Origin of the sequence: Kitasatospora mediocidica KCTC 9733 (assembly GCF_000744225.1) — a bacterium.
GTDB classification, from domain to species: domain Bacteria; phylum Actinomycetota; class Actinomycetes; order Streptomycetales; family Streptomycetaceae; genus Kitasatospora; species Kitasatospora mediocidica.
Genome location: NZ_JQLN01000007.1, coordinates 437,310 through 449,419 on the forward strand (window position 1 = coordinate 437,310; position 12,110 = coordinate 449,419).

At 72.8% G+C, this 12,110-nt stretch carries 9 protein-coding genes; 5 read left to right on the forward strand and 4 right to left on the reverse strand.

Going from position 1 to position 12,110, the window contains the following annotated elements; all coding sequences use genetic code 11:
* Positions 1-120 precede the first annotated feature (120 nt).
* Both BS80_RS32360 and BS80_RS32365 read left to right on the forward strand, forming a co-directional pair.
* Positions 121-699: a hypothetical protein gene (locus BS80_RS32360; protein ID WP_035804844.1), complete on the forward strand. Its 579-nt coding sequence runs from the start codon at positions 121-123 to the stop codon at positions 697-699.
* A gap of 207 nt (positions 700-906) precedes the next feature.
* Complete coding sequence (locus BS80_RS32365) at positions 907-2,433, forward strand: FMN-binding glutamate synthase family protein (RefSeq protein WP_035804845.1); 1,527 nt, start codon at positions 907-909, stop codon at positions 2,431-2,433.
* Here the strand turns inward: BS80_RS32365 and BS80_RS32370 are convergent.
* Positions 2,352-3,767 carry a PucR family transcriptional regulator gene (locus BS80_RS32370; RefSeq protein ID WP_157536731.1) on the reverse strand — a complete coding sequence of 472 codons (1,416 nt, stop codon included), beginning with the start codon at positions 3,765-3,767 and terminating at the stop codon, positions 2,352-2,354. The two genes, BS80_RS32365 and BS80_RS32370, sit on opposite strands and share 82 nt — an antisense overlap.
* Positions 3,768-3,976: 209 nt before the next feature.
* Between BS80_RS32370 and BS80_RS32375 the strand changes: the two genes are divergently transcribed.
* Positions 3,977-5,359 (forward strand): lipase family protein, encoded by a 1,383-nt coding sequence (locus tag BS80_RS32375; RefSeq protein WP_035804846.1) that lies wholly within the window; start codon positions 3,977-3,979, stop codon positions 5,357-5,359.
* Between the two features lie 98 nt (positions 5,360-5,457).
* On the opposite strand, the gene BS80_RS38730 is transcribed toward BS80_RS32375, so the two are convergent.
* Positions 5,458-7,629: an NEW3 domain-containing protein gene (locus tag BS80_RS38730; protein WP_063772132.1), complete on the reverse strand. Its 2,172-nt coding sequence runs from the start codon at positions 7,627-7,629 to the stop codon at positions 5,458-5,460.
* A 338-nt stretch (positions 7,630-7,967) separates the two neighbouring features.
* Between BS80_RS38730 and BS80_RS32385 the strand changes: the two genes are divergently transcribed.
* Both BS80_RS32385 and BS80_RS32390 read left to right on the forward strand, forming a co-directional pair.
* The gene (locus BS80_RS32385) at positions 7,968-9,206 is read left to right on the forward strand and encodes an alpha/beta hydrolase family protein (RefSeq protein ID WP_035804847.1); all 1,239 of its coding nucleotides are present in this window, start codon (positions 7,968-7,970) and stop codon (positions 9,204-9,206) included.
* Positions 9,207-9,468: 262 nt separating this feature from the next.
* Positions 9,469-10,824 (forward strand): diacylglycerol/lipid kinase family protein, encoded by a 1,356-nt coding sequence (locus BS80_RS32390; RefSeq protein ID WP_051967495.1) that lies wholly within the window; start codon positions 9,469-9,471, stop codon positions 10,822-10,824.
* A gap of 51 nt (positions 10,825-10,875) precedes the next feature.
* On the opposite strand, the gene BS80_RS32395 is transcribed toward BS80_RS32390, so the two are convergent.
* Together BS80_RS32395 and BS80_RS32400 are read right to left on the reverse strand one after the other, a co-directional pair.
* Positions 10,876-11,421, reverse strand: a complete 546-nt coding sequence (locus BS80_RS32395; protein WP_232246736.1) for a phosphatase PAP2 family protein — start codon at positions 11,419-11,421, stop codon at positions 10,876-10,878.
* Between the two features lie 63 nt (positions 11,422-11,484).
* The gene (locus BS80_RS32400) at positions 11,485-11,913 is read right to left on the reverse strand and encodes a DUF7144 family membrane protein (RefSeq protein ID WP_035804851.1); all 429 of its coding nucleotides are present in this window, start codon (positions 11,911-11,913) and stop codon (positions 11,485-11,487) included.
* Positions 11,914-12,110 lie beyond the last annotated feature (197 nt).

Consider the following 12,110-nt stretch of genomic DNA (forward strand, 5'->3'; position numbering starts at 1 on the left):
GACTGGCCCCCGGGACACGCGCCGCGCTCGGCCGATCGAGCCGGTTACCGAGGGGGACAGATGACCGGGCACGACATGAACGGGGATCCGAGCCGGTTACCGCGACAGGATCTGGCGGTGATGCCCGATCCGTGCGACGCCACCACCGCGCAGGAGCTCGTTCGCCAGCTCCGGGCCTTCAAGGCCTGGTCGGGTGACCCGTCACTGCGCGAGATCGAGCGCCGCACCGGCCTTCCGCGGAGCACCACCTCGGGAGATCTGAGCCCGCAGCGGAACCACCTGCCGCCGCTGCAACGGGTGTTGACGCTGGCCACCGCCTTCGGCGCGTCCGGCGAGGAACTCGCCCGCTGGCGGTCCGCCTGGCAGCGCATCCAGATGCGGCAGCACGCGGTCGAACCTCGCGTGCCGTCTGCCCACGCCGCCCTCGCACCGACCGCGTCCGACCCCGACCCCGTCCCGGCCGAGACCGCGCCCGAGGCGGCACCGCGGGTGCGGCGGGCGCCGGAGCGGACGGGACACCGCCGGCTCGCCCATCGGCGCCTGGTGTTGCCGGCGCGGTCGCTCGGCGGCCTGCTCGCCACCATCCTGGCGCTGCCGCTGACCGCCACGCCGGCCGGCGACGGGAGTCCGGCCACAGCCGGAAACGGGCCGGCCGCCGCCCGGAGGCCGGATCCCGCCGGCGTGACGGTCTCGAGGTAGCCGGCGGCCGGCGAGGCGTCGGCGAGCGCGCTGCCGGCACCCTGGCGACAGGCCGGTCCGGGCGGCCTCCTACTATCGTGGCGCATTCTTCGGGGACGCCGAACGGCCGACCGGCCGGCCCGTCGCCCAACGCCACGCCCGCCTGGGCATCACGGCTCCACGGTTCCACCTCACGACGGTGGAGTCGTGCACCAAGGAGGAACGTTCATGCACGCCCGGAGAATCGGCGCCGTCGCCGCGACCGCACTGGCCGCAGTGGCTGCCCGTGACCTCATCCAGAAGCGGCACGCCCTGTTGCGGAACTTCCCGGTGGTCGGTCACGCCCGGTACCTGTTGGAGACGATCGGGCCGGAGCTGCGGCAGTACATCGTGACCTCCAACGAGGAGGAGCGCCCCTTCAGCCGTGACCAGCGCAGCTGGATCTACGCCTCGGCGAAGGAGCAGAACAACTACTTCGGCTTCGGAACCGAGGTGGACGTCGAGCACGTGCAGGGGCACGCCTACCTGAAGCAGCGCACGTTCGCCGGCGCGCTGCCCGACGCGCACGACCCGCAGGCCCCGCTCCCCTCGGCCAAGGTGCTGGGCGGGCCGCGTGGGCGCGCCAAGGCGTTCCGGCCGGCGAGCGTGGTGAACATCTCCGCGATGAGCTTCGGATCGCTCTCCGGCGCGGCCGTCTCCGCGCTCAACAAGGGGGCGGCGCTGGCGGGCACGATGCACAACACGGGCGAGGGCGGCCTCTCGCCGTACCACCGCAACGGCGGCGACATCGTCCTTCAGATCGGCACCGCGTACTTCGGCTGCCGCAACGAGGACGGCAGCTTCAGCCTCGACAAGCTCAAGGCGGTGGTCGCCGGTGCGCCGGTCAAGGCGATAGAGATCAAGCTCTCCCAGGGGGCCAAACCGGGGCTGGGCGGCATGCTGCCGGGCGCCAAGGTGACCCAGGAGATCGCCGACATCCGCGGCGTCCCGGTCGGCAAGGACTGCGCGTCCCCCTCGCGGCACACCGCGTTCGGCGACGTCGACTCGATGCTCGACTTCGTCGAGTTGCTGGCCGCCGAGACCGGACTGCCGGTCGGGGTCAAGAGCGCGGTGGGAGAGCTGGACTTCTGGCAGGAGCTGGCCACGCTGATGGCGCGTGGCGACCGCGGTGTCGACTTCGTGACGGTCGACGGTGGTGAGGGCGGCACCGGGGCGGCGCCGCGGATGTTCGCCGACTCGGTGTCGCTGCCGTTCCGGATGGGCTTCTCCCGGGTCTACGGCACGTTCGCCGAACTGGGCCTGACCGACGACCTGACCTTCATCGGCTCCGGCAAGCTCGGCCTGCCCGAGAACGCCGCGGTCGCCTTCGCCCTGGGCGTCGACATGATCAACGTGGCCCGTGAGGCCATGCTGTCGATCGGCTGCATCCAGTCGCAGAAGTGCCACACGGACAAGTGCCCCACCGGCATCGCCACGCAGAACCCGTGGCTGGCCCGCGGCCTCGACCCGGCCTCCAAGGCCACCCGGGCCGCTGTCTACCTGCGGACGCTGCGCAGGGAGCTGATCAAGGTCTCGGGGGCCCTCGGCGTCGCCCACCCGGCCCTCATCACGGCCAACGACATCGAGATCATGAACGGCGCCTACGAGGCCCGCACCCTGGCCGGCGTCTACGGCTACAAGGACGGCTGGGGTGAGCTCGGCCCGGAGCTCGCCGACGAGATCACCGCTCTGGTCACCGCCGGGCCGACCGTCTGACCGTCACGGACGGGCTCACGGACCGGTTCACGGGCGGGCTCACGGACGGGCTCACGGACCGGCTCACGGACGGGCTCACGGACGGCCAGCGCGGCCAGCGCGGCCAGGGAGGCGTGCAGGGTCAGCAGGTCGGCGCCCCGGGCTGCGTCCAGGCCGGTCAGTTCGGTGATCTTGCGAAGGCGGTAGTCCACGGTGTTGGGGTGGACCTGGAGCCGCGCGGCGGCGCGGCGGCGGTCGAGCGAGCAGCTGAGGAACGTGCGCAGCGTGTCGAGGAGTTCGGGCCGTGCGGCGAGCGGCCCGAGGAGCGCCGCGAGCCCGTCCCGGGCCGGGCCGGGACGGCTCAGCTGGTACTCCACCAGCATGTCGTCCAACGTGTACAGGCCGGGTCCGCGCCCAGCCGCCTCGGCCACCTCGCGGACCTCGCCGGCCAGCCGGGCGGCGTCCGCGACGGCGTCCGGCGCGGCGGCGGCAGCGGCGACGAGCAGCTCGGCCCCGCACAGCCGGGCGAGCTGCTCGACCAGCCGGACCAGCCGCTCGCGGTCCGCGCTGCCGAAGGCGGCGGCCGGCCGCTCGTACGGGACCAGCACGAACCCGCCGTCCCCGGACAGCACCGACAGCGGCTCCCCCGGCATCTGACGCTCCAACTCGGCCCGCAGCCGCCGGAGTTTGCGGCGAGCGGCGACGGCCCTGTTCACCCCGGGCAGCAGTTCGTCGGGGTGCGGCCCGATGGCGATGCTCAGGACCAGGTAGCAGGCCGGCAGCCGGATCCCGGCGCGGTCGGCCGCAGCCTGGGGGTCGCCGCCCTCCAGCAGCCGGGACAGCAGCGACTGCCGGGCGACCTGGTCGTCACCGAGCGCGGCCTGCCGCTCCTGGACGTACCCGCTGGCGACCGCGGCGCTCACCAGCCGGAGGTAGCCGAGCAGTCGGCGCTGGACCGTCAGCACATCGGGCAGGTCTGCCGGTTCGGCCGCCGCGAGGACCTGCGCGACGCACTCCTCCGCGCCGATGTGGAAGGCGCCGACCACCGCTTCCAGCGGCACGCCCTCGTCCGCGCGCCGCGCCGAGGACTCGCGGATCGCCGCCAGTTCGGCCTCGGCGGGAAGCTCGCCGGAGCGCAGCACCCCGATGAAGTTCCGGATGCTGCGGTCCACCGCCTTGGTGATCTCACCGCGCAACTGTTCGGAGGGGAGCGTGCCGTAGGCCGGCAGCTGCTCGACGAGCCGGGCCAGCACCGCAGTTGCCAGCGTCGGCGTCTGCGCCAGCAGTCGACTGTGCACCGGGATGCCGCCGAAGCTCGGCTCCTGCTCGCCGTCCGCCGCGTTGGGTGCGGTCACAATCCACCTCGCGAATCTCTGTAACCCCACCCAAGGACGCAGTCCGGTGTCGCGTCCATGATGGTTTCCGGGATGTTACCTACCAGTTGGTAACACGTCCTCCGGCGGATGACCAGGCACGCGCGTACCAGGCCGCGTCACACGTCAGCCCCCCTGGCACCCCCACGGCACCCCCATGCCCACCGCCCCCACTCCCGGATCGGGGACTCATGTCCAGAACCGCCACTCGACTGGTTGCCCTCGCCATCGCCACCACCGCGGCCCTCTCCGCCGCCCCGCTGGCCAACGCCGCCCCGGGCGCGCCGACAACTACGACGGCGTCGGCCGCCCAGGCGTCGACTGCCACGCCGTCAGCGTCCACGGCGGGCGACCCGTTCTACGCCTACACCGGCAGCGAGCCGCTGTCCTCGTTCGCCCCGGGCACCGTGCTGAAGACCCGCACCCTGCCGTACCACCTCGTCGGCCTGCCCACGCCGGTGACGGCGATCCAGCTGCTCTACCGCACCACCGACGCCCAGGGCCGACCGGCCGCCAACGTGACCACGGTGGTGCGCAGCCTGACCGGCGACAGCAGCAAGGCCGTCTCCTACCAGTCGTTCTACGACTCCCTCAACCCCGAGGACGGCCCGTCCCGCGCGATCGCCGGCAACGTCTCGCTGGGCGGCGCCATCCCCAACGTCGAGGCCGTGTTCCTCGTCCCGGCACTGCTGCAGGGCTACAGCGTCGTCATCCCGGACACCGAGGGCCAGCAGGCCGACTTCGCGGCCGGCCCGGAGTACGCGACGAACACGCTGGACTCGATCCGAGCGGCGACCAGGTCGGCGCAGACCGGACTGAACGCCGACACCAGGTTCGGTCTGATGGGCTACTCCGGCGGCGCCATCGCCACCGACTGGGCGGCCGCGCTCGCACCGAGCTACGCGCCCGACGTCAACAGCAAGCTGGTCGGTTACGCCGAGGGCGGCCTGCTGGTGGACCCGGCACACAACCTCAAGTACGTCGGCGGCTCCCTCGTGTGGAGCGGTGTCATCCCGATGTCGGTCATCGGGGTCTCCCGCTCCTACGGCATCGACCTCACGCCCTACCTCAACAGCTACGGCCAGCAGGTGTACCAGCAGCTCCAGCAGGGGTCGATCGCCGACGCGCTGGGCCACTATCCCGGGCTGACCTGGCAGAAGCTGGCGAAGCCGGAGTACGCCGACCCCGACTCGGCCCCCGGCTTCCTCCAGGCCGTGAACCGGATCAACCTCGGCTCGGCCCCCAGCCCGACCGTCCCCGGATACATCGCCCAGGGCAACGGCGGCGTCTTCGAGGGAACCTTCGGCAGCCCCGCGGGCATCGGGACCGGTGACGGGGTCATGGTCGCCGGAGACGTCCGGGCCCTCGCCCAGCAGTACTGCGACGCCGGGCAGGCCCCGGTCAAGTACCAGCAGTACGACCTGCTCAGCCACGTCGGCGTGCCCGTCGTCTGGGCACCCACCGCGTTCGGCTGGCTGGGCGACCGCTTCGCGGGCCGCACCGCTCCCTCGGACTGCGGCGACATCCCGGCGGGCAACTCCCTGGCTCCGGAACAGCCGGCCCCGACGTCCTGACGCCCCGCACGCCCGCACGTCCGTACATCCGCACGGCCCGCAGGCCCCGCCGCATCCCAACTCAGCGGCGGGGCCTGGATCGGTCGGGGTGCGACGGGTCAGGGCTTGATCGAGAGCGCGAAGAGGTGGATCGCCGGCTGGTCGGGCAGCGTGACGGTCCGGACGGTCTTGCCCGCGGTCAGCGGCACGGTGTTGGAGAACACCCGGTAGCTGGTGCCGTAGTTGGCGGGACCCGCCGGGGTGTTGCGATGGTCCGTGGTGAGGACGATCTGCGCGCCGTAGTCGCTGGTCGGGGTGCAGCACCAGTTGGGGAAGCCCAGTTGTCCGGTGCTGGTGGTGCCGTCGGTGTAGGTCACCGTCACGGTGCCGGAGGCGAAGCCGGTCTCGGCGCCGAGGAAGGCGACCGCGCTGCCCTGGCCGCCGAGTTCGACCGCCTCACCGGCGGTGGCGACGTTGTCCGCGGTGCCCGGGGCGGCCGTCGGCCAGGTGAAGCTCAGCCCGTTGGCGCTGATGGCCGCACCCGGGGTCGCGCCGGCCTTGGCCAGGGCGTCGGCGGAGTAGCTGTCGCCGCCGCCGTCGAGGTTGCCCGGCGCGGTGGTGCTCTCCGCCGTCACGCCGACGTTGTTGAACGCTGCGGCGAGTGTCGGGTACGGAACAACCTGGGTGATCGTCAGCGGCCCGCTCACCGCACCGCGCCCGGCCGGGCCCGCCTGGTAGTCGGCGGCGGCGGTGATGGTGGACACGGTGGTGCCCGGCGGCGCCTTGGGTGCGGTCAGTACGACCGTCGCCGTCGCGGTGGCCCCGGGCGCCACACGGTTCAGCCGGACCGTCGACGGGGAGACCGTCCAGCCCGCGGGGGCGGTCAGGCGCAGCGTGGTGTCCTCGATGCCGGTCGCGCCGAGGTTCGCGAGGCTGACCTGGTACGTGGCGGGCCGGTCCTCGGTGCTGACGTCCCGCCAGCTGAGGGCGGTGGCCGGCTGCACCGTGTGGCCGCCGCCCGCGCTGACCCGGTAGAGCACGGTGGCGTGCGGCGGGATGTCGGCGCTGATGGTGCCGGTGGTACGGGTGACGTTCTTCGTCACCAGGTCCTTGAGCAGGAAGGACGAGCCGGAGCCGAGGCCCGCGGCGGCGGCCGTGGTGGTGACGGTCTGCGCGGAGTCGGAGCTGTTGAACAGCGCCACCGCGCGGTCGCCGTTCGCCAGCGGCTTGGACAGCACGTCGTATCCGGCGCCCTGTTGGACGATCCGGCCCTGCACGCCGGCCCGGTCCTGGTCGACGGCGATGACGTCCGGGTTGCCCAGGACGGCCAGGCCGTCGGCGGACAGCCGGGTGAGGTCGGTGCTGGAGATCAGCGGCGCCGCCATCATGGCCCAGAGCGACATCTGACTCTGCGTCTCGTCGCGGGACAGGCCCGCGTCACCGGCGAGCAGGAAGTCGGGGTCGTTCCAGCGGCCGGGGCTCTGCTGGTCGGCGAGGCCCACGTTGTAGCCGTAGTTGTAGGTGATCGAGCCCCATTTGCCCGCGCCGCTGTCCTGGCCGAGGGCGATGTCCGCGCCCTCCCTCCAGAGGTTTCCGACCTGCGCGGACCAGCCGATGACGGAGTGCCAGACGGCGTCGTCGGTGCCCTGGAAGTACGCCGGGGCGGAGACCGAGAACACCATCGGGCGACCGGTGTTGAGCATCGCCCGGCTCCACGCCGCATAGGTGTCGTGATAGCTCTGCTCGTCACTCTCGCCGGGCTTGCCCGGGACGTTGCAGCCGTCGAGTTTGACGTAGTCGACACCCCACTTGGCGAACAGGTTCGCGTCCTGCTGCCAGTGGTTCAGCGAGCCTGGGTAGCCACCGCAGGTGTCGGTGCCCGCGTCCTCGTAGATGCCGAACTTCAGGCCCATGGCGTGGAGTCGGGCGCCCACGTAGTCCATACCGTGCGGGAACTTCACCGGGTCGGCGACCAGGTCGCCCGCGGCGTCGCGCTGCGCGCCCATCCAGCAGTCGTCGGTGGTCACCGTGTCGTAGCCCTTGGCGGCCAGTCCGCTGTCGACCAGGGCCTGGGCGTTGCCGAGGATGGTCTGCTCGCTGATGTCGCACTGGTAGTACGACCAGTCGTTCCAACCCATCGGCGGGGTCGGCGCGTAGTTGGGGTACTGGGTGGGGGACGTCGCGGCCTCGGCACTCACCGGGGAGGCGAGCAGCAGGCCGGCGGACGCGGTGGCGAGCGCGCAGCAGCCGGCGAGGGCCGCGCGCAGTCGCCGCGCGAGGGGAGATGTCACAGGGGGCAACCTCACTGATCGGTCGAGCCGTGGGAAAGCGGCTGAAGCAGAACCGTGGTGAGGATCATTTAGGCAGCAGTGCTCATTTATGACAAGAGCACGGTCAACATGAGCAGAAAAATGTACGAGCGCGCATGACAGCTGCGCAGTTCCACAACGGGAGAGGGACCTCACCCCCGGCGCACCGGGGGGTTCTCCCCACCCCCGGGACGCCGGGCAGCTCCATCGTTCCCGGGCGGCCGCGCTGCGAGGCTTGAGGCACCGGGAAGCCCCCAGCAGCGCGGGCACCGGGACGAGTCGCAAGTGCCGTGAGCGCAGCCGAGCGAGGGAAGATTTCGATGACGAACCTGCAACCGCGCCGCCGCACCACCCACCGCCTGTCCGCAGCCGCCGCCTTACTCTGCCTGTCGGTGGTGGCGGGCACCGCGACCGCGACGGCGGCCGGCCCGTCGGCGGGAGGGGCGAAGCGCGGCACCGTGGTCTCCGTCACGCCGCTGGCCTCGCTGGACGCCCAGCAGGCCACCGCCTACGTCCAGGGCATCGGCTTCGCCACCCCGGCCGAACGCGACGGGGTCGAGGTGGACCGGGTGGTCTACCGGACCGTCACCCCCCAGGGGCGGCCCACCACCGCCAGCGGGGTGGTCGCGCTGCCGCGCGATCCGGGGACGCGCGCCCTGGCCACCGTCGAGTACACGCACGGCACGATGGCCTACCGGGGTGACGCCCCCTCGGTGACGGACGGTCCCGACCGGGCGGCGGCGGTGATGTTCGCCGGGGACGGCTTCGCCGCGGTCGCGCCGGACTACCTGGGGCTGGGGGTCGGGCCCGGCACGCACCCGTACCTGGACGTGCGCTCGGAGACCACCGCCTCGGTCGACCTGCTGACCGCCGCCCGGGTGGTGGAGGCCCGGCACGGGACGGGCGCCGACGGCCGGGTGCTGGTGACCGGCTTCTCGGAGGGCGGCCCGGCCGCGATGAGCGTGGGGCGGGCGCTGCAGGCAGGGTCCGTCCCCGGCTACCGGCTGACCGCGCTGGCCCCGGTCAGCGGGCCGTACGACCTGACGGGCAGCGAGCTGCCCGCCGCGTTGAACGGCCAACTGCTGGGCTCGCACGCCGCGTTCTACGCCGCCGACCTCGTGGTCGGCTGGAACCGGCTGCACCCGCTGTACACCTCGCCCGCCAAGGCCTTCAAGGCGCCCTACGACCGCACCGTCACCGCCCTGTTCGACGGGGACCACACCGACGAGCAGGTGGCCGCCGCCCTCCCGGACAGCCTGCAGCAGCTCTCCACCCCGGCCTTCCTCGAGCAACTCCGGCACCCCACCGGCGAGTTCAAGCGGATGTTCGAGGCTGCGGACAGCGTCTGCCGGTGGGCCCCGCGGGCTCCGATCCGGCTCTACGACGCGGACGGCGACCGGGATGTCGCGCCCGCCAACACCCGCGCCTGCCAGGCCGAGTTGGCCTCCGCCGGGGTGAACGCGCCGGTGCTGGACGCGGGTGCCACCGACCACAACGGATCGGCGCTGGCCTCCTACCCCCGCATCCGCGCCTGGTTCGACAGCCTCACCGGACGCTGACCGCCTGCCCGCCCCGCCCCGCCCGGTCCGTTGGGGCGGGGCGGCGCGGGGCGCCGACGCCGCTGCCTCCCGGTGACCGACCGGGTCCGGCACTACCGTGGGTGGGGCGACGACCGACGCGGAAGTCCGGACCTGCTCCTGCGTTCTCTGTTCACGCGATCCCGGAGGAGCCATGACCGATGCCGAGAAGCCGAATCAGGGCCCGGCGGCGGGTCGTGGCCCCGCAGGACCCGCAGGACCCGCAGGACCCCCCGACAGGGCCGTGACTCCCGAGGGGCCCTCGCTGCCGGTGCCGGCCTCCCAGCGCTGGCTGGCCCGGCTCGCCTATGCGGCCGCGCTCGGCGCCGTGGCGATGCTGATCACCGGCGGCCTCAGCAGTCTCGCCGTGCTGACCGCGGGCGGGCTCGGACTGGTGGTGACGCTCGCAGCGATCTGGTGGTTCCTGAGCAACCGAGGCGCGCTGCGCTGGGTCTGCGCCGCCGTCGCCGTGGCCGTGCCGATCGCCGTCGTCGTCCTCTACATCGCCCGCGGCCAGTTCTGGTCCATCGTGCTGGCGCTGCTCCTGTCGGCGCTCGCGGTCACCTCCGCGAGGGCCGCCCTGGTCCTGGCCCGGCCGCCCTCCGGCATGCCCGAACGCGAGGCGCCACCCCCGGCCCGCCCCTTCCTGATCATGAACCCCCGCTCGGGCGGGGGGAAGGTCGGACAGTTCGCCCTGGACGCCAAGGCGGCAGCCCTGGGCGCCGAGGTGGCGCTGCTCGACGGCCCCGGCCCGACCGACGTCGCCGCGCTGGCGCGAACGGCGGTGGCGGACGGAGCCGACCTGCTCGGAGTCGCGGGTGGAGACGGCACTCAGGCACTGGTCGCCGGCATCGCCGCCGACCACGACCTCCCCTTCCTCGTCGTCTCGGCGGGCACCCGCAACCACTTCGCGATGGACCTCGGGCTGGACCGGAAACGGCCGGACGCGGGCCTCGACGCCCTGCGCGACGGCGTCGAGATCTGCCTCGACCTCGGGCTGATCGGCGGGCGGACCTTCGTCAACAACGCCTCGTTCGGTGCCTACGCGGAGGTCGTGCAGAGTCCGGCGTACCGGGACGACAAGCGCGGCACGACGCTACGGCTGCTTCCCGAGACGCTCTCGGGCCACCAGGGACCTCGTCTGGTGGTCCGGATCGACGGCGAGGTGGTCATCGAGGCTCCGAAGGCCGTACTCATCAGCAACAACCCGTACGAGTTCGGAGATCCGATCGGACTGGGCCGCCGTCCCCGGCTCGACGGCGGCGTGCTCGGCGTCATCGCGATCACGGTCGACAACGCCGCTCAGGCGGTCGAGCTGCTCCGCGGCCGCCACGCCGGCGGACTGCGCACGCTGGTCGCACACGAGGTGGTCGTCGAGTCGGACGCCCCCCGGATCCCGGTCGGCATCGACGGTGAAGCCGTGCTGATGCCCACCCCGGTGCGCCTCACGATCCGGCCGCTCGCCCTACGCGTGCGGGTCCCGCGCGGACGACCGGGCGTGCCGCGCTCCAAGCCGCCGATCGACCTCGCGCTCCTGCGCCACCAGGCACTGACCGTGGCACGCCTCGCCGGTTCCGGCGCGGCCCCGGCACGCCGCTAGAACCCGCATTGCCGCCGGGCGTCCCCAGCCGTCGGCGACGGCAGCGGCGGTTCAGTGCCTCGTGACGGCCGACACGGTGGCGGCGCTCGCGACGCCGATCACCACTCCGGCGACCACGTCCCCCGGGTAGTGCACCCCGCTGTGGACCCGGGAATACCCCACCGCGACGGCGAGGACGCCGAGCGGCGTTGCGGCGGCCGGGAGTTCGGAACCGACGGCGACGGCGAAGGCCACGGCCGCCGCGGTGTGCCCGGACGGGAAGGAGGCGGACACCGGCATCGGGACGTGACGCTCCGGACTGCTCCGGCTCCCGGCCCGGTCCGGGCGCGGGCGGCGCACCAGCTGCTTGGCCACCAGATTGGCCACGGTGGAGGCCACACCGATGGCGACGGTGCCGAGCAGCGCCGCCCGCCGGGACCGTCCCCCGCGAAGCGCCAGCAGCCCGGCGACGGTGAGGGAGATCTTGGAGTGGTCGGCCGCGGCGGACAGGCGCCGCATGCCGACGTCGAGCGCGGGGGTCTCGGTGCCGGCCACCGCGGCGTACACGGCTCGGTCCACGGCCACGACGTCATGCAGGACCTCGCGGGTGCCAACCATGCGTGTGCTCCTCATCGGTGGATGCGGGCGGTGGATGCGGGCGGTCGAGAGCCTGACTCCGACTCAGCTGTCGTAGGAACGGACCACGCACAGGCCCCAGATGACGACGGCACAGACCGCCATCACGCTGACGGACCACAGCGGGTGGTACGGGATGGACAGGAAGTTCGCGACGATGAGCAGCGCGGCGACGGCCACACCGACCGCCCGGGCCCAGACGGCCAGCCTGAACAGTCCGGCGGCCACCACGATCGCGAGAGCGCCCAGGACCAGATGGATCCATCCCCAGCTCGTCAGGTCGAACTTGAAGACGTAGTTCGGCGTCCTGACGAAGACGTCGTCCTCGGCGATGCCCATGATCCCGCGGAAGATGGCGAGTGCTCCGCCGATCAGAAGCATCACGGCGGCGAAGGCGACCGTGCCGCCGGCTACCCGGGAGGCGCTGTCGCCGGGGCTCTGGGCCGGGGGCGTGGGTCTCGGTGATGTGGACATTCCTCGACCTCGATTCGTGCAGTGCAGTGCGGTGCAGAACTCGGCGGAAACACCAGTACCCCCATTCCCTGGATCCCCTTCCGTGACACCCGGACACCCGGGCCCACCCGTTCACCCCCGTGGGGTGAGCCCGCCGCTGACGCCCCGCTCCTACAGTGACCGGGCAGGGTCAGTTCTCCGCTCCGGCCCCGGGAGTC

Bases quoted from the DNA above. Each gene is read 5' to 3' on its own strand.
- BS80_RS32360 (WP_035804844.1), top strand. From the start codon at position 121: ATGCCCGATCCGTGCGACGCCACCACCGCGCAGGAGCTCGTTCGCCAG.
- BS80_RS32365 (WP_035804845.1), top strand. From the start codon at position 907: ATGCACGCCCGGAGAATCGGCGCCGTCGCCGCGACCGCACTGGCCGCA.
- BS80_RS32375 (WP_035804846.1), top strand. From the start codon at position 3,977: ATGTCCAGAACCGCCACTCGACTGGTTGCCCTCGCCATCGCCACCACC.
- BS80_RS32385 (WP_035804847.1), top strand. From the start codon at position 7,968: ATGACGAACCTGCAACCGCGCCGCCGCACCACCCACCGCCTGTCCGCA.
- BS80_RS32395 (WP_232246736.1), bottom strand. From the start codon at position 11,421: ATGGTTGGCACCCGCGAGGTCCTGCATGACGTCGTGGCCGTGGACCGA.
- BS80_RS32400 (WP_035804851.1), bottom strand. From the start codon at position 11,913: ATGTCCACATCACCGAGACCCACGCCCCCGGCCCAGAGCCCCGGCGAC.